The organism is Mycobacterium liflandii (assembly GCF_022354805.1).
GTDB lineage: Bacteria > Actinomycetota > Actinomycetes > Mycobacteriales > Mycobacteriaceae > Mycobacterium > Mycobacterium marinum.
Genome location: NZ_CP023138.1, coordinates 5,623,741 through 5,641,252, shown reverse-complemented (window position 1 = coordinate 5,641,252; position 17,512 = coordinate 5,623,741). Strand labels below are relative to the sequence as shown.

At 67.2% G+C, this 17,512-nt stretch carries 13 protein-coding genes; 6 read left to right on the top strand and 7 right to left on the bottom strand.

Going from position 1 to position 17,512, the window contains the following annotated elements; translation table 11 throughout:
• The first annotated feature begins 73 nt into the window (after positions 1-73).
• Both CKW46_RS25040 and CKW46_RS25035 read left to right on the top strand, forming a co-directional pair.
• A complete protein-coding gene (locus CKW46_RS25040) occupies positions 74-1,468 on the top strand; it encodes a sigma 54-interacting transcriptional regulator (RefSeq protein ID WP_117435559.1) in 1,395 nt (464 codons plus the stop codon).
• Entirely contained in the window at positions 1,461-3,458 is a 1,998-nt protein-coding gene (locus CKW46_RS25035) for a vWA domain-containing protein (protein ID WP_117435560.1), read from the top strand. Before CKW46_RS25040 ends, CKW46_RS25035 begins: the two co-directional genes overlap by 8 nt.
• A gap of 27 nt (positions 3,459-3,485) precedes the next feature.
• On the opposite strand, the gene CKW46_RS25030 is transcribed toward CKW46_RS25035, so the two are convergent.
• The 7 genes from CKW46_RS25030 to CKW46_RS25000 form a co-directional block, all read right to left on the bottom strand.
• Positions 3,486-4,088 (bottom strand): DUF1707 SHOCT-like domain-containing protein, encoded by a 603-nt coding sequence (locus CKW46_RS25030; RefSeq protein ID WP_015357021.1) that lies wholly within the window; start codon positions 4,086-4,088, stop codon positions 3,486-3,488.
• 462 nt (positions 4,089-4,550) lie between these two features.
• A complete protein-coding gene (locus CKW46_RS25025) occupies positions 4,551-5,324 on the bottom strand; it encodes an enoyl-CoA hydratase family protein (RefSeq protein WP_117435561.1) in 774 nt (257 codons plus the stop codon).
• A 10-nt stretch (positions 5,325-5,334) separates the two neighbouring features.
• Complete coding sequence (locus CKW46_RS25020; protein WP_015357019.1) at positions 5,335-6,501, bottom strand: acyl-CoA dehydrogenase family protein; 1,167 nt, start codon at positions 6,499-6,501, stop codon at positions 5,335-5,337.
• Positions 6,501-8,483: an acetyl/propionyl/methylcrotonyl-CoA carboxylase subunit alpha gene (locus CKW46_RS25015; protein WP_117435583.1), complete on the bottom strand. Its 1,983-nt coding sequence runs from the start codon at positions 8,481-8,483 to the stop codon at positions 6,501-6,503. The genes CKW46_RS25020 and CKW46_RS25015 overlap by 1 nt, the downstream gene beginning before the upstream one ends.
• A 5-nt stretch (positions 8,484-8,488) precedes the next feature.
• A complete protein-coding gene (locus CKW46_RS25010) occupies positions 8,489-10,084 on the bottom strand; it encodes an acyl-CoA carboxylase subunit beta (protein WP_012396083.1) in 1,596 nt (531 codons plus the stop codon).
• 49 nt (positions 10,085-10,133) lie between these two features.
• Positions 10,134-11,282: an acyl-CoA dehydrogenase family protein gene (locus CKW46_RS25005; RefSeq protein ID WP_117435562.1), complete on the bottom strand. Its 1,149-nt coding sequence runs from the start codon at positions 11,280-11,282 to the stop codon at positions 10,134-10,136.
• Complete coding sequence (locus tag CKW46_RS25000) at positions 11,279-12,991, bottom strand: acyclic terpene utilization AtuA family protein (RefSeq protein ID WP_117435563.1); 1,713 nt, start codon at positions 12,989-12,991, stop codon at positions 11,279-11,281. The genes CKW46_RS25005 and CKW46_RS25000 overlap by 4 nt, the downstream gene beginning before the upstream one ends.
• 265 nt (positions 12,992-13,256) lie before the next feature.
• Between CKW46_RS25000 and rpmF the strand changes: the two genes are divergently transcribed.
• From rpmF to CKW46_RS24980, 4 genes are all read left to right on the top strand, one after another.
• Positions 13,257-13,430: a 50S ribosomal protein L32 gene (gene rpmF, locus CKW46_RS24995; RefSeq protein ID WP_011742229.1), complete on the top strand. Its 174-nt coding sequence runs from the start codon at positions 13,257-13,259 to the stop codon at positions 13,428-13,430.
• Positions 13,431-13,702: 272 nt separating this feature from the next.
• Positions 13,703-14,395, top strand: a complete 693-nt coding sequence (gene mprA / locus CKW46_RS24990; protein WP_020726450.1) for a two-component system response regulator MprA — start codon at positions 13,703-13,705, stop codon at positions 14,393-14,395.
• Positions 14,395-15,930 (top strand): HAMP domain-containing sensor histidine kinase, encoded by a 1,536-nt coding sequence (locus CKW46_RS24985; RefSeq protein WP_117435564.1) that lies wholly within the window; start codon positions 14,395-14,397, stop codon positions 15,928-15,930. The genes mprA and CKW46_RS24985 overlap by 1 nt, the downstream gene beginning before the upstream one ends.
• 100 nt (positions 15,931-16,030) lie before the next feature.
• Entirely contained in the window at positions 16,031-17,470 is a 1,440-nt protein-coding gene (locus CKW46_RS24980) for a S1C family serine protease (RefSeq protein WP_117435565.1), read from the top strand.
• Positions 17,471-17,512 lie beyond the last annotated feature (42 nt).

The following is a 17,512-nucleotide window of genomic DNA, read 5'->3' as shown; positions in this document are numbered from 1 at the left end:
GCCGGTGTGGGCGCATTTGTGCCTGGCTAGGCCCCGTTCCCAGGCGCCTGTCCCTGACTCGTCGTAGCGTGGAGTGGTGACTTCACCGAGCAATCTGCCTCGCACCGTCGGCGAGCTGCGTGCCTCCGGTCATCGCGAGCGGGGGGTTAAGCAGGAAATCCGGGAGAATCTGTTGACCGCGCTGGCCGATGGGCCGGATAACGCGGCCGTCTGGCCGGGCATCGTGGGCTTCGACGACACCGTGATTCCCCAGCTCGAGCGGGCCCTGATCGCGGGCCACGACTTTGTGCTGCTGGGCGAGCGCGGCCAAGGCAAGACTCGGCTGCTGCGCGCGCTGACCGGATTGCTCGACGAGTGGACACCGCTGATCGCCGGTGCCGAACTTCCCGAGCATCCTTACCGGCCGATCACGCCGGAGTCGATCCGCCGGGCCGCGCAGCTAAAAGACGATCTGCCGGTGGCATGGAAGCATCGCAGCGAGCGTTACACCGAAAAACTGGCCACCCCCGACACCAGTGTTGCCGACCTGGTCGGTGACATCGACCCGATCAAGGTGGCCGCGGGTCGCAGTCTCGGAGACCCCGAAACCATCGCCTACGGGCTGATTCCGCGCGCACACCGCGGCATCGTGGCCGTCAACGAGCTGCCCGACCTGGCCGAGCGGATCCAAGTGTCCATGCTCAATGTGATGGAGGAGCGCGACTTCCAGGTCCGCGGCTACACCCTGCGCCTGCCGCTGGACGTGTTGGTGGTCGCCAGTGCCAACCCCGAGGACTACACCAACCGGGGGCGCATCATCACCCCGCTCAAAGACAGGTTCGGCGCCGAGATCCGCACTCACTACCCGCTGGAGCTGGAGGCGGAGATGGGTGTCATCGCGCAGGAGGCGCATCTGAGCGCTCAGGTGCCCGATTATCTGTTGCAGGTGATCGCGCGGTTCGCCCGCTACCTGCGCGAGTCCAGTTCGGTCGACCAGCGCTCCGGGGTGTCGGCGCGCTTCGCCATCGCGGCGGCGGAGACCGCGGCGGCCGCCGCCCGCCACCGCGGGGCGGTGCTGGGCGAGACCGACCCGGTCGCCCGGGTGGTCGATCTGGGCACCGTGATCGACGTGCTGCGCGGCAAGCTCGAGTTTGAGTCCGGTGAGGAGGGGCGCGAGCAGGCGGTGCTCGAACACCTATTGCGCCGGGCCACCGCGGATACCGCGTCCCGGGCGCTGGGTGGCATCGACGTCGGCACACTGGTGTCAGCCGTCGAGGGAGGTTCGGCGGTGACGACCGGTGAGCGGGTATCGGCCAAGGATGTGCTGGCGGCCGTTCCGGGACTGCCGGTGGTGGAGACCATCGCACGCAAACTCAACGCCGAATCCGAAGGGGAGCGGGCCGCAGCCCTGGAGCTGGCCCTGGAGGCGCTGTACCTGGCCAAGCGAGTCGACAAAGTGTCCGGGGAGGGCCAAACCGTTTATGGCTGACCGGGCGAAGGGGCACTCGACGCGGTACTCGGCGTACACCGGCGGACCTGATCCGCTGGCTCCGCCGGTAGACCTGCGCGAGGCGCTGGAGCAGATCGGTCAGGACGTCATGGCGGGCACCTCACCGCGCCGGGCGCTGTCCGAGCTGCTGCGGCGCGGCACCAAGTCCATGCCCGGCGCCGACAGGTTGGCGTCCGAGGCGAACCGCCGCCGCCGCGAGCTACTGCGCCGCAACAACTTGGACGGCACCCTGCAGGAGATCAAGAAGCTGCTGGACGAGGCGGTGCTGGCCGAGCGCAAAGAATTGGCCCGGGCGCTAGACGATGACGCTCGATTCTCCGAATTGCAGTTGGAGGCATTGCCGCCGTCGCCGGCCAAAGCCGTACAGGAACTCTCCGAGTACGACTGGCGCAGTGGCGAGGCCCGCGAAAAGTACGACCAGATCAAGGATCTGCTGGGCCGCGAGCTACTCGACCAACGCTTCGCCGGCATGAAGCAGGCGTTGGAAGGCGCCACCGACGAGGATCGCCAGCGCGTGAACGAGATGCTCGACGACCTCAACAACCTGCTGGACAAGCACGCCAGGGGACAGGACACCCAGCAAGACTTCCAAGACTTCATGGACAAGCACGGCGAGTTCTTCCCGGAGAACCCGAGCAATGTCGAGGAGCTGCTGGACTCGCTGGCCAAGCGGGCCGCCGCCGCGCAGCGGTTCCGCAACAGCCTGTCCCAGGAGCAGCGTGATGAGCTGGATGCGTTGGCGCAGCAGGCTTTCGGATCGCCTTCGCTGATGCAGGCACTCAACCGCCTCGACGCCCATCTGCAGGAGGCGCGTCCGGGCGAGGACTGGACCGGCCAGCAGCAGTTCTCCGGCGACAACCCGTTCGGCATGGGTGAAGGTACCCAGGCGCTGGCCGACATCGCCGAACTCGAGCAGCTGGCCGAGCAGCTCTCGCAGGCTTATCCGGGCGCCACCATGGATGACGTCGACCTCGACGCGCTGGCCCGTCAACTCGGCGACCAGGCCGCCATCGATGCCCGCACGCTCGCCGAACTGGAACGGGCCTTGGTGAATCAGGGTTTCTTCGATCGAGGATCCGACGGCCAATGGCGGCTGTCACCCAAGGCCATGCGCAGGCTGGGTGAGACCGCATTGCGCGATGTGGTGCAACAACTTTCCGGACGCCGCGGTGAGCGGGATCACCGGCGTGCGGGGGCGGCCGGTGAGCTGACCGGCGCGACCCGGCCCTGGCAGTTCGGTGACACCGAACCGTGGCACATCTCGCGCACGCTGACCAACGCGGTGCTGCGCCAGGCCGGTACGGCGCCTCCTGGCGGCGGCGCCGGCCCGATCCGGATCACCGTCGATGACGTCGAAGTCTCCGAGACTGAGACCCGAACTCAGGCCGCGGTTGCGCTCCTGGTGGACACCTCGTTTTCGATGGTGATGGAGAATCGGTGGCTGCCGATGAAGCGCACGGCGCTGGCGCTCAACCACCTCGTGTGCACGCGGTTCCGCTCGGATGCGCTGCAGATCATCGCGTTCAGCCGCTATGCGCGGACCGTGACGGCCGCGGAGCTGACCGGTTTGGAGGGCGTCTACGAGCAGGGCACCAACCTGCACCACGCGCTGGCGCTGGCCGGGCGACATCTCAGACGCCACCCGAACGCGCAGCCGGTCGTCTTGGTGGTGACCGATGGGGAACCCACCGCCCATCTCGAGGACTTTTCCGGCGAGGGAGCGGGTTCTGCGGTGTTCTTCGACTACCCGCCGCATCCGCGCACCATTGCCCACACCGTGCGCGGGTTCGATGACATGGCGCGGCTGGGCGCCCAAATCACCATCTTCCGGTTGGGCAGTGACCGGGGCCTGGCCCGGTTCATTGATCAAGTCGCGCGTCGGGTCGAGGGACGTGTCGTCGAACCCGATCTCGACGGACTCGGTGCGGCCGTGGTCGGCGACTACCTGAGGTCTCGGCGCAGGCGCTAGGGCCGTGCGTTTGACCGACTGATGGGTCTACTTGCGCGCCTTGCGTGGTTTGCGTTTGATGCCCACCCCGCCCCAGAACGAGAAGCCCTGAATCTTGACGTTGGGGGCCCCGCGACTGCCCTCGCCCGCGACTTCCCGGTCAAAGTTGCCCATGATTCCGCGGCCGTCGATCTCGACGTTGATCTCGGGCGGCAACAGGATGGTCTGCACGCCCATGACCGAGTAGGCGTGAATTTCGACTTCGGTTGAGGTGAAGTCGGCGTAGCGCAGATCCAATACTCCGCTGCCCCACAGGGTCAAGGTGGTCAGCTTCTTGGGCACGTTCCACCGGCCGCGACGCTCGAACCCGCTCAGCAAGGCCAGCAGCAGAGTCGAAGGTGCCGGGTTGCAGTTGCCGCCGCGGCGCGGACTTACTGCGGCGCCGGGCAGATCGGCGCTCAGCTGGTCCAGCTCCTGATACGTGGTTGCGGCGTAGGCCCTGGTCAATCGGTCTTCATACTCGTTGAGCTGCAGTCGTCCCTGCTCGGCTGCGTATGCCAGCAGCTGTGCGATCTGGATCCGATCGGTATCCGCAGCGAGCGACGAATCGTCGCGCGTGTCCTGTGCGTCACGTCGGGCTGGATTGCTCATCACCCACGAGCCTACGACTTCGCGATTTTGCTGCAAGAGGTGTTGGCTAAACTGCAACGTTCGCGCGGCCGGTGGGCTCTGGTGACCCGGTGCCAAGTGCGCGTTTCTACGGGGCCTGAGATCCGGCGACCGGGCCGCGCGGGGATGGTGATTTGTGATGGCAACGGCGGGGCACGCCGGCTACCCCAGTGTGGCGGATGCGCCGAAGAGTAGGCCGCCGTTGCCCGGGGTACCACCGGTTCCGGCGGATGCGCCGGTGCCGCCGGCTCCACCGCCGCTGCCGCTGCCGCTAAAGCTGGTTCGAGCTCAGCGCGGGCCAGCTCGAGTCGGTCGCGGTGGGTTCCGGCTATCGAGATTCGAGCGGGCATACATGGAGTTTGGTCAATGTATGTTAGTTCGCTGTGCGTCACCAGCCCCGGGCCCGGGGCGGCAGCCTGTCCGGCGGCTTCGGCTGCCGGAGGTTCAGTCGGAGGCCCAGCTGGGTTGGCGTTTCTGCAAGAACGCGAGCATGCCTTCGCGGGCTTCCTCCGAGACGAACAGCCGCGCCGATTCCTCGGTGAGGCGTTCCGCATCACGGTCGAAACCGGCCAGGACGGCCGCGGTGGTCAGTGCCTTCGACGCCGCAAGGCCCTGCGGCGAACCGCGCCCGACATCGGCGATCAGCGCGGCCACCGCGGCCTCCATGTCGTCGGCGGCGATGGTGACCAAACCCATCTCCGCCGCCTCGTCGGCGCCGAACTTCGCTCCGGTCAGGTAGTAGCGGGCGGCCGCCCGCGCCGACAGCTTCGGCAGCAATGTCAGCGAGATGATTGCCGGGGCGACCCCGATCCGGGCTTCGGTCAGCGCAAAGGTGCACGCCGGGCCGGCGACCACGATGTCGCAGGCACCGACCAGGCCGAAGCCTCCGGCGCGCACGTGCCCGTTGATGGCGCTGATCACCGGTCGTGGCGACTCCACAATGGCGCGCAGCACCGTGGTCATTTCCCGGGCCCGCGCGACAGCCAGGTCATAGGGGTCGCCGGAGCCGGCCTCGCTCAAATCCGCGCCAGCGCAGAAGGTGCCGCCGGTGTGCCCGAGCACGACGACCCGAACGCCCGGATCGGCCGCGGCATCCCGCAGCCCCTCATGCAGCTGGGTGACCAGGGTGGTGGACAGGGCGTTGCGGTTGTGCGGGGAGTTCAGCGTCAGACGGGCAATCACGCCGTCACGCGCGTACTCGACGAGACGATCAGCCATCGGTGGGGCCTCAGTAGCTTCGGGGCAGGCCCAGCGACGTCTGCGCGACGAAGTTGAGCACCATTTCACGGCTGATCGGGGCAATCCGGGCCAAGCGCGACGAGGTCAGCATGGCCGCGACGCCGTACTCCTGGGTCAGCCCGTTGCCGCCCATCGACTGCACGGCCTGATCGACCGAGCGGGCCGACGCCTCCGCCGCCGCGTACTTGGCCATGTTGGCGGCCTCGGCCGCTCCGCCGTCATCGCCGTGGTCATACAGCGTCGCGGCCTTTTGCATCATCAGCTTGGCGAGCTCGACTTCGATGTGGCATTGCGCCAAGGGATGCGCCAACCCCTGGTGGGCGCCGATCGGGGTGGACCACACCTGGCGCGTCTTGACGTAGTCGACGGCCCGGTTCAGTGCGAACCGTCCCATGCCGACCGCGCTGGCCGCACCCATGATGCGCTCGGGATTCAGCCCGGCGAAAAGCTGGGCGATGGCCGCGTCCTGGGCTCCGACCAGCGCGTCGGCGGGCAGCCGCACATCATCGAGGAAAACCTGGAACTGCCGTTCGGGGCTGACCAGTTCCATGTCGATCGCCGCGTAGGTGAAGCCGGGGGTGTCGGTGGGGACCACGAACAGCGCCGGACGCAGCTTCCCGGTCTTGGCTTCCTCGGTGCGTCCCACCACCAGCACCGCCTGGGCTTGGTCAATACCGGAGATGTAGACCTTCTGCCCCTTGATGATCCAGTCGCTGCCGTCACGGCGGGCGGTGGTGGTGATCTTGTGCGAGTTGGATCCGGCTTCGGGCTCGGTGATGGCGAAGGCCATCGTCAGGGTCCCGTCCGCGATGCCGGGAAGCCAGCGCTGCTTCTGCTCGTCGGTGCCGAACTTGCTGATGATGGTGCCGTTGATGGCCGGCGAGACCACCATCAGCAACAGGGCGGAGCCGGCCGCGGCCATTTCCTCCATCACCATCGACAGCTCGTACATGCCGGCGCCGCCGCCGCCGTACTCCTCGGGCAGGTTCACCCCGATGAAGCCGAGTTTGCCGGCTCCCGACCACAGCTCGGTGGTGTGCTCGTGAGCACGAGCCTTCTTCAGGTAGTACTCGTGGCCGTAGTTGGACGCCCATTCCGATACCGCCTTGCGTAGCGCCCGGCGGTCCTCATTCTCGATGAAGCTGGTGTCGGTCATCACGAATCTCCTTCTGCTTCAGGCGCTTCCACTCTGGCTAGGACGGCGCCGACGTCGACTTGTTGGCCGGTTTGGACGTTGAGCTGGGTAAGTACGCCATCGGTCGGGGCGCTGATGGTGTGCTCCATCTTCATCGCTTCCAACCAGATCAGTGGCTGACCGGCGGTGACGGTATCGCCAACATCGGCGCCCAACCGGATGACGTTGCCCGGCATGGGTGCCACCAGCGATCCTTGTTCGACGGCCGAACCCGGCTCCGGGAAGCGGGGCAGCGCAACCAGGTGCACCGGGCCGCTGGGGGAATCGACGAAGACGTCCTGGCCGTAGCTCGCGACCGTGAAGCGTCGGGCCACCCCGTTTTCGCCGGCCAGCACCACCTCGTTGGGTGTCGCCGATACCAGCCGCACCGAGTCGTCACCGGCAATCTGGAGTCCCGTTCTGGTGAATCGGTATTCGATGCGGTACTCGACGTCACCGCCGTCGCGGTAGGTCTTGACCTGATAGCCCGACGCCACGTTGCGCCAGCCGCTGGGAATGGATCCGAACACCGTCGCGGTTGCCCGGTTGTGGGCGGCGTCGGCGAGGGCCGCGGCGATCGCCGACAAGCGGATGTTGTCCGCGTCGGCCAGCGGCGCGGCCAGTTCGGCCAACCCGTGGGTGTCGAAGAACGCTGTGTCAGTAGCGCCGTCGAGAAACGCCGGATGCCGCAGCACGTTCACCAACAGCTCACGGTTGGTGTGCAGCCCATGCAGGTGGGCGCGGGCCAGCGCATCGGCGAGTACCAGTGCGGACTGCCGGCGCGTGGGGGCGTAGGAGATGACCTTGGCCAGCATGGGGTCGTAATGGATGGACACCACCGAGCCGTCGACAATCCCGGAATCCAGCCGAATTCCGGTGCGCTGTCCCAGCGTGGCGAATTCGGCTCGGACCGACGGCACCTCGATGGTGTGCATCGCGCCCGCCTGCGGCTGCCAGCCCTGCGCGGGATCCTCGGCGTAGAGGCGGGCCTCGATGGAATGACCATGGGTGGGCGGAGGTTCCGCCTCGAGACGGCCACCGTCGGCCACCGCGAGCTGCAGTTCAACCAGATCCAGGCCGGTGGTCTCCTCGGTGACCGGATGCTCGACCTGCAGTCGGGTGTTCATCTCCAGGAAGTAGAACTCGCCCGCATCGTCGGCGAGGAACTCCACGGTGCCGGCGCCGGTGTAGCCGATGGCTTCCGCGGCCAGCCGGGCCGCGTCGAACAGCTTGGCCCGCATCCCCGGGATGCGCTGCACCAAGGGGGAGGGTGCCTCTTCGATGATCTTCTGGTGGCGACGCTGAATGGAGCATTCGCGTTCCCCGACGGCCCACACGGTGCCGTGGGTGTCGGCCATCACCTGAACCTCGATGTGGTGCCCGGTGGGTAGGTAACGCTCGCAGAACACGGTCGGGTCACCGAATGCGGACTGCGCCTCGCGGCGGGCGGCCTCGACTTCGGCGGGCAGGGCCGACAATTCGCGGACCACACGCATGCCGCGACCACCGCCGCCGGCTGAAGCCTTGACGAGCACCGGCAGCTGTGCCGCGGTGACGGTCTCGGGGTCGAGTTCGTCGAGCACCGGCACACCGGCGGCGGCCATCAGCTTCTTGGACTCGATCTTGGAGCCCATCGCGCGCACCGCGTCCACCGGCGGCCCGATCCAGGTCAGGCCCGCCGCGGTGACGGCGGCGGCGAACTCGGGATTCTCCGAAAGGAATCCGTAGCCGGGGTGGATCGCGTCGGCGCCCGCCGCACGGGCGGCGGCGATGATGGCCTCGGCGTTGAGATAGTCGTTGGTCTGCGCCAGCCGCACCCGGGCGTCGGACTCGGCGACATGCGGCGCGGCCGCATCCGGGTCGGTATAGACGGCGACGGTGCCCAGGCCGAGCCGGCGACAGGTGGCGAACACCCGCCGAGCGATCTCGCCGCGGTTGGCAACTAGCACTCGAGTGATAGACATCGGCATCACATCCGGAAGACGCCGAAGTTCGACGTCCCCTTGATCGGGCCATTGGCAATGGCGGACAAACACATTCCCAGTACGGTGCGGGTGTCGCGCGGGTCGATCACCCCATCGTCATAAAGCATTCCGGACAGCACTAGCGGCAGCGACTCCGCTTCGATCTGGCCCTCGACGGCCGCGCGCATCGCGGCGTCGGCGGCCTCGTCGACCTGCTGGCCGCGAGCCTCCGCGGCCGCTCGCGCCACGATCGACAGCACGCCCGAGAGCTGCGCACCGCCCATGACCGCGGATTTGGCACTGGGCCAGGCGAACAGGAAGCGCGGGTCATAGGCGCGCCCACACATGCCGTAGTGACCGGCACCGTAGGAGGCGCCGAGTAGCAGGGAGATGTGCGGGACCTTCGAGTTGGACACGGCGTTGATCATCATCGAGCCGTGCTTGATCATGCCGCCTTCTTCGTAGTCCTTGCCCACCATGTAGCCGGTGGTGTTGTGCAAGAACAGCAGTGGCGTGTCGGCGCGGTTGGCCAGCTGGATGAACTGGGTGGCCTTCTGTGACTCCTCGCTGAACAGCACGCCGCGGGCGTTGGCCAGGATGCCCACCGGGTAGCCGTGCAGCCGGGCCCAGCCGGTGACCAGCGACGACCCGTACAGCGGCTTGAATTCGTCGAATTCGGAGCCGTCGACGATGCGGGCGATCACTTCACGGGGATCGAAGGGGACGCGCAGATCCGAGGGCACGATGCCGATCAGCTCCTCGGCATCGAAGAGCGGCTCGGTCACCGGCGCGGGGGCTGGGCCCTGTTTGACCCAGTTCAGCCGAGCCACGATGCGGCGCCCAATGCGGATCGCGTCGAGCTCGTCGACGGCAAAGTAATCGGCCAAACCAGATATGCGGGCGTGCATTTCGGCGCCACCGAGCGACTCATCGTCGGACTCCTCGCCGGTGGCCATCTTCACCAGCGGGGGACCGGCCAAGAACACCTTGGACCGCTCCTTGATCATCACCACGTGATCGGACATCCCGGGCACGTAGGCGCCACCAGCCGTCGAGTTTCCGAATACCAGTGCAATCGTGGGAATCCCGGCCGCGGACAGCCGGGTCAGATCGCGGAACATCCGCCCGCCGGGGATGAAGATCTCCTTCTGGGTGGGCAGGTCCGCCCCGCCGGATTCCACCAGCGAGACGACGGGAAGCCGGTTCTCGAAGGCGATCTGGTTGGCCCGCAGGATCTTCTTCAACGTCCACGGATTGCTGGTGCCGCCTTTGACCGTCGGGTCGTTGGCGACGATCATGCACTCGACCCCCGCCACCACCCCGATGCCGGTAACGGTGCTGGCGCCGACCTTGAACGCGCTGCCCCAGGCGGCCAGGGGGCTAAGCTCCAGAAAAGGGGAATCCGGGTCGACGAGCAACTCGATGCGTTCCCGGGGAGTCAGCTTGCCGCGGGCATGGTGGCGGTCAACGTACTTGGGCCCGCCGCCCGCCAGCGCGTTGGCGAGTTCGGCGTCGATCTCATCGAGCTTCGTGGTTGCGGCCGAAGCCGCCTCGCTGAAGGCGGCCCCGTTCGGGTCGAGTGTGGAGCGCAATACGGTCACGCGCACCGCCTGCGGTGGCGGGCGAACCGGTGGCGAACTGGTGTTGCAATCATGATTGATACCCCAGGAGTTTGGCGGCCAGTGCGGTCAGGATTTCGGTGGTGCCACCGCCAATGCCCAGGATTCGCATGTCCCGGTATTGGCGTTCGATTTCGGATTCGGCCATGTAGCCCATGCCGCCGAACAGCTGAACGGCTTGATTGGCTACCCATTCGCCGGCCTCGACGGCGGTGTTCTTGGCGAAGCAGACCTGCGGGATCAGGTCGTGCTCGCCGGCGAGTTGGCGCTCCACCACGCTGCGCGAGTAGACCCGGGCGACGTCGATGCGGCGGGCCATCTCGGCCAGCGTCTTCTGCACCGATTGGCGCGAGATCAGTGGGCGGCCGAATGTTTCCCGGTCGCGGCACCATTGCACGGTGATGTCCAGGCATCGCTGCGCGCTCGAATACCCCTGTGCGGCAAGCGCGATGCGCTCGGAGACAAACGCCTGCGCGATCTGGGCGAAGCCGCTGTTCTCGGCGCCGACGAGGTTGGCCGCGGGAACCCGCGCATCGGTGTAGGACAGCTCGGCGGTGTCCGAGGAGCGCCAGCCCATCTTGTCCAGCTTGCGGCTGACAACGAACCCCGGGGTGCCCTTTTCCACGACCAACAGCGAAACCCCACCGGCTCCGGGGCCTCCGGTGCGGACCGCGGTGACCACGAAGTCGGCGCGTACTCCGGAGGTGATGTAGGTCTTGGCGCCGTTGACGATGAAGTGGTCACCTTCGCGCACCGCGCTGGTCCGCAGATGCCCCACATCCGAGCCGCCGCCGGGTTCGGTGATGGCAAGCGCGCCGATTTTGTTCCCGGCCAGCGTGGGCCGAACGAACTCCTCGATCAGTTGCTCATCGCCCGAGGCAATCATGTGCGGCACCGCGATACCGCAGGTGAACAGCGATGCGAAAACCCCACCCGGGGCACCCGATTGGTGCATCTGTTCGCAGATGATCACCGAGTCGGCGCCGTCGCCGCCGCCCCCGCCAGCGGATTCGGGCAGTCCGGCGCCCAACAGGCCGGCCGCCCCGGCGCGGCGATGCAGGTCACGGGGCAACTCGCCGGTGCGTTCCCATTCGTCGATGTGCGGTAGCACTTCCCGCTCGGCGAATGAGCGCACCGACTTGCGCAACTCTTCGCGCTCGGGGGTGTTCCAGATGCTCATAGGAGGCTCTCCGGGATATCGAGGTGGCGGCTGCGCAGCCATTCGCCCAGCCCTTTGGCTTGCGGGTCGAATCGCGCCTGATAGGCCACGCCTTGACCGAGAATCCCCTCGATGACGAAGTTCAGCGCCCGCAGGTTGGGCAACGCGTAGCGGGTGACTTGCAGATCGGCCGCCTCGGGCAGCAGTTCCTTGAGCAGTTCCACGGTCAGCGTGTTGGCCAGCCAGCGCCACTGCTCGTCGGTGCGCACCCATAGTCCGACGTTGGCCGACCCGCCCTTGTCCCCGCTGCGGGCGCCGGCAATCAGGCCCAGCGGTACCCGTCGGGTCGGGCCGGTGGGCAGCGGATCGGGCAAGGCCGGGGGATCGACCGATTCCAGTTCCAGGGTCTCGGTGGCGCAGGGGATATCGGTGCGCGTGCCGTCGGCGTGCACGGCGATGTGTGGCACCAGCTTGGCGTCCACGTAGCCGGGCACGAACACCCCATACACCTGGCCGTCGCCCGGGGGCGCGGTCGAGGTGAATCCGGGGTAGCTGGCCAACGCCAATTCCACCGCGGCCGAGGAGAATTTGCGGCCCACATTGGCGGGGTCGGGGTCACGGACCACGCAGTGCAGCAGGGCGCTGGCGGCTTCCTCGGTGTCGGCGTCGACGTGGTCGGTGCGGGCCAGGGTCCATTCCAGTTCGGCGGGTTTGACGGTCAGGGTGGCCTCGAGCTGGCGTTGCACGAGCTCGGCCTTGGCCTCGATGTTCAGACCCGTCAAGACGAACGTCATGGCGTTGCGGAACCCGCCGATGCTGTTCAGCGACACCTTCAGGGTCTGTGGGGGCGCTTCGCCGATCACGCCGCCGATGCGCACCCGATCCGGGCCATCGCTGGACAGCTGGATGGTGTCCATCCGGGCCGTCACGTCCGGATTGGCGTAGCGGGCGCCGGATATCTCGTAGAGCAGTTGTGCGGTGACGGTGTCTGGGCTGACCAGCCCACCGGTGCCGGGGTGTTTGGTGATCACCGAGGTGCCGTCGGCGCTGACCTCGGCCAGCGGGAAGCCGGCGTAGGTCAGATCGGGGACCTCGGTGAAGAAGGCGTAGTTGCCGCCGGTGGCCTGGACCCCGCATTCGATGACATGGCCGGCCACCACGGCGCCGGCCAGCTGGTTGTAGTCGGTGCGGCCCCAGCCGAAGTGCGCCGCCGCGGATCCGACGATCACCGAGGCGTCGGTGACCCGGCCGGTGACCACGACGTCGGCCCCGCTGTTGAGGCAATCGACGATGCCCCACGCGCCCAGGTAGGCGTTGGCTGTCAGCGGTGTGCCCAGGCCGAGTTCGGCCGCGCGGGGCGCCAGATCGTCGCCTTCCACGTGGGCGATGCGGGCGCCGATGCCCAGGCGCTCGGCTAGGGCCCTGATCGCATCGGCCAGCCCGGCGGGATTGAGGCCGCCGGCGTTGGCGACGATGCGCACTCCGCGATCGTGGGCCAGTCCCAGGCAGTCTTCGAGCTGGGCCAGGAAGGTCTTGGCGTAGCCGCGCTCGGGGTTCTTCATCCGGTCGCGGCCCAGGATCAGCATGGTCAGTTCGGCCAGGTAGTCGCCGGTGAGGTAGTCCACCTCGCCGCCGGTGAGCATTTCGCGCATCGCCGAGAGACGGTCCCCGTAGAAACCGGAACAGTTCGCGATGCGTACGGCGCCGGACGCATCAGAACGAGACGCCATCCGCGTCCTCCTTCATCGGGGTTACCGGTAGGCAGGGTTTGCCGGTGCGTGAACCAACCAACCGGTAGGTCAGCATAGCGGGAATCCTGCCACGGTGTGATACCCGCCTCACTCGGTGCGCGAACACGGCGGATCCGGCGGTGCCCGGTTTTGGCAACCAGCAGGTCACCGACTATCGTTGACGTCATTCGTCGCCGCTGTGCCGATTGGCCATGCCGTGCGACATGTTGAACCCGAAACCCCGACCGAGGAGTTAGGTCCGACCATGGCCACACCAAAGCGCAGGATGTCGCGCGCGAATACTCGAAGCCGGCGCTCGCAGTGGAAGGCCACCAAGGCCGAACTCGTCGGCGTCACCGTTGGCGGTCAGAAGCACAAGGTGCCTCGCCGGCTGCTCAAGGCGGCCCGGCTCGGTCTCATCGATCTCGACCGTCGATAGCCCGATTACCCTGGGCCATCGCGCCTGGGTGTCTCTGTCCTCTTAGCGGCGACTGCCGTCGCTGCTGAGTGGGCGCAACCCGGCCCCTTCCTAGTGGGGCCAATGTGGCGGTTGTGATACGGCGCGGCATGACGGCCGCGCGGTGCATCGATGCCGGCTGCCTGGCGGCGCTGGCAAACCGTTGGTTATTGATCCCGATCAAATTGTGACGCTGTCGTCATTTCGGCGCGCCTCTCAGGCCGCTCTCAGGCGTTAGGACGAAACTAATGTCCGTGCGGATACTTGTCGTCGACGACGATCGCGCGGTGCGCGAGTCGCTGCGCAGGTCGCTTTCCTTCAATGGCTACACGGTTGAGCTGGCACACGATGGTGTGGAAGCTCTCGAGATGATTGCCAGTGATCGGCCTGACGCGTTGGTGCTGGACGTCATGATGCCGCGACTGGATGGCTTGGAGGTATGCCGTCAACTTCGCAGCACCGGTGATGATCTGCCCATTCTCGTGCTGACCGCCCGGGATTCCGTCTCCGAACGGGTCGCGGGGCTCGATGCCGGCGCGGATGACTACCTGCCGAAGCCGTTCGCGCTGGAAGAGCTGTTGGCGCGGATGCGCGCGTTGCTGCGCCGCACCAAGCCCGAAGACGACGAAGCCGCCGATTCGGTAGCCATGACGTTCTCCGACCTGAGCCTGGACCCGGTGACCCGGGAGGTGACCCGCGGGGCGCGGCGCATCAGCCTCACCCGAACCGAGTTCGCCCTGCTGGAGATGCTGATCGCCAACCCGCGACGTGTGCTGACCCGCAGCCGCATCCTCGAAGAGGTGTGGGGCTTCGACTTTCCCACGTCCGGCAACGCGCTCGAGGTCTACGTGGGCTACCTGCGGCGTAAAACCGAGGCCGAGGGCGAGCCGCGGCTGATCCACACCGTGCGCGGGGTGGGTTACGTGCTACGCGAAACGCCACCCTGATGGTGGGATTCCGTCGCGGACCGCGCGCACCGCTGCGTGCCACCAGCTCGCTGTCGCTGCGCTGGCGGGTGATGCTGCTGGCGATGTCCATGGTGGCGATGGTCGTGGTGCTGATGTCCTTCGCCGTCTATGCGGTGATCTCCGCCGCCCTTTACAGCGACATCGACAACCAGCTGCAGAGCCGGGCGCAGTTGTTGATCGCCAGCGGCTCGCTGGCCGCCGATCCGGGCAAAGCCATCGAGGGCACCGCCTACTCGGATGTGAACGCGATGCTGGTGAACCCGGGCCGGTCGATCTACACGGCCAACCAGCCGGGGCAGACCCTGCCGGTCGGGGCGCCGGAGAAAGCGGTGATCCACGGGGATCTGTTCTTGTCCCGGCGCACCGTGTCCGATCAGCGCGTGCTTGCGATCCATCTGCCCAACGGCAGCTCGCTGCTGATCTCCAAGAGTTTGAAACCGACCGAAGCGGTCATGACAAAGCTGCGCGCCGTGCTGCTGATCGTTGGTGGCGTTGGCGTCGCGGTCGCCGCCGTGGCCGGTGGAATGGTGACCAGGGCCGGGTTGCGCCCGGTGGGTCGGCTTACCGAAGCGGCCGAGCGGGTCGCCCGCACCGACGACCTGCGGCCCATCCCGGTTTTCGGCAGCGACGAGTTGGCCAGGCTTACCGAGGCATTCAACTTGATGCTGCGAGCGCTGGCCGAGTCCCGGGAACGGCAGGCGCGGCTGGTCTCCGACGCCGGCCACGAGTTGCGTACCCCGCTGACTTCGCTGCGCACCAATGTCGAGCTGCTGATGGCGTCGATGGAGCCCGGCGCGCCATGCCTGCCGGAGCAGGAGATGGTTGGCTTGCGCGAGGATGTGGTCGCCCAGATCGAGGAATTGTCCACTCTGGTGGGCGACCTAGTCGACCTGACCCGTGGCGATGCCGGTGTCGTGGTGCACGAACCCGTCGACATGGCCGAGGTGGTCGACCGCAGCCTGGAGCGAGTCCGGCGCCGTCGCAACGACATCCACTTCGACGTCGATGTCGTCGGTTGGCAGGTCTACGGCGATGCGGCCGGGTTGTCGCGGGCGGCACTGAATTTGATGGATAACGCCGCCAAATGGAGTCCGCCGGGCGGCCGGGTGGGCATCCGGCTGCGCCAGCTTGATCCATCGCACGCGGAGCTGGTGGTGTCCGACAACGGGCCGGGCATTTCCCCGCAGGAGCGTCGTCTGGTCTTCGAGAGGTTCTACCGGTCCACTTCGGCGCGGGCGATGCCGGGCTCGGGCCTGGGGCTGGCCATCGTCAAGCAGGTGGTGCTCAATCACGGGGGATCGCTGCGCATCGAAGACACCGTCCCGGGCGGTCAGCCGCCCGGAACAGCAATCTGCATGCTGTTGCCTGGGCGCCCGATGCCGGATTCGGCCTACCCGGCGGCCCCCGATGACAAAAAAACCGAGCCCGTAGACACCCGCGGCGCCAATGGCGCGAACTCTCGGGGTTCGGCGAACGTTATCTCAGTGGATTCTCAGTCCGCGCGCGCAAGGTAGTTGTGCAGTTACTGTTGACCATCAAGCCCATGCAAGCAGCGCATGGCTGGAAAATCGAGGGCCAAACAAAGCCCGAGCAGAGGAAGAGCGACTTAGCGACATGACGAATCACCCGAGGTATTCGCCACCGCCGCAGCAGCCGGGATATCGTACCGCGCCTAACCAGCCAGTGCCGCCCGCTTATGCCCAGGGGCCGCAGCAAAATTACAACCCGCAGTTCGACTGGCGCTATCACCAGTCCCGCCCGCAGCCGCGCCCGTCCTACGAGGGTGTGAGCGGTACCGGGCCGGGCCTACTGCCGCCCGCCACCGGTCCGGGACCGATCCCGCCCGACACCGGGCCGGGCCCGATCCCCGGCGGCACGGGGCCGGGGCCGATTCCCGGCATGCTGCCACCGATGGCGCCCCCTCCCAACGTAATTCGCGAACGTCGGCCCCGGGCCGGAATGTTGGTCATGGGTGCGGTGGTGATCGCGGTGGTGTCCGCCGGTATCGGCGGTGCGGCCGCATCGATCATCGAACTCAACCGCTCGCCGGCAACGAGCAGCGGTCGTGAAATGGTTGCCAGCGGGGCTCCGAGTGTCCCCGCAGCAAACATGCCGCCGGGTTCGGTGGAGCAGGTGGCCGCCAAAGTGCTGCCCAGCGTCGTGATGCTGGAAACCGACGTGGGCCGCCAGTCCGAAGAGGGTTCGGGCATCATCTTGTCGGCCGACGGATTGGTCATGACCAACAACCACGTGGTGGCCGCCGCCGCCAAGCCGCCCGCCGGTGCGCCGGAGCCCAAGACCACGGTCACGCTCTATGACGGGCGTACCGCGTCGTTCACCGTGGTCGGGGCCGACCCCACCAGCGATATCGCCGTCGTCCGGGTGTCCGGGGTCAGTGGCCTGACCCCGATTGCGCTGGGATCGTCGGCGGACCTGCGGGTCGGCCAGCCGTTGCTGGCGATCGGATCCCCGCTGGGCCTGGCCGGCACCGTGACCACGGGAATCGTCAGCGCCCTCAACCGTCCGGTGTCCACCACCGGTGAGTCGGGTAACCAGAACACCGTGCTGGATGCCATCCAGACCGACGCCGCGATCAACCCGGGTAACTCCGGTGGCGCGCTGGTCAACATGAACGCTCAACTGGTGGGCATCAACTCGGCCATCGCCACGCTGGGCGCGGACTCCGGCGATGCCCAAAGTGGTTCCATCGGCCTGGGCTTCGCGATTCCGGTCGACCAGGCCAAGCGCATCGCCGACGAGTTGATCAGCACCGGCAAGGCATCACACGCCTCGCTGGGTGTGCAGGTGACCACCGACAAGGGGGTACCCGGCGCCAAGGTTGTCGAGGTGGTGCAGGGCGGTGCGGCCGCGACCGCCGGGTTGCCCAAGGGCGTTGTCGTCACCAAGGTCGATGACCGGGCGATCACCAGCGCTGACGCGCTGGTCGCCGCGGTGCGGTCCAAGGCGCCGGGTGACAAGGTGTCGCTGACCTTCCAGGATCCCGACGGCAGTACTCGTACCGTGCAAGTCACCCTCGGCAAGGCGGAACAGTGAACGCCGATGCACAGCTGTCCGACCTCGGATATAGCGTTGCAC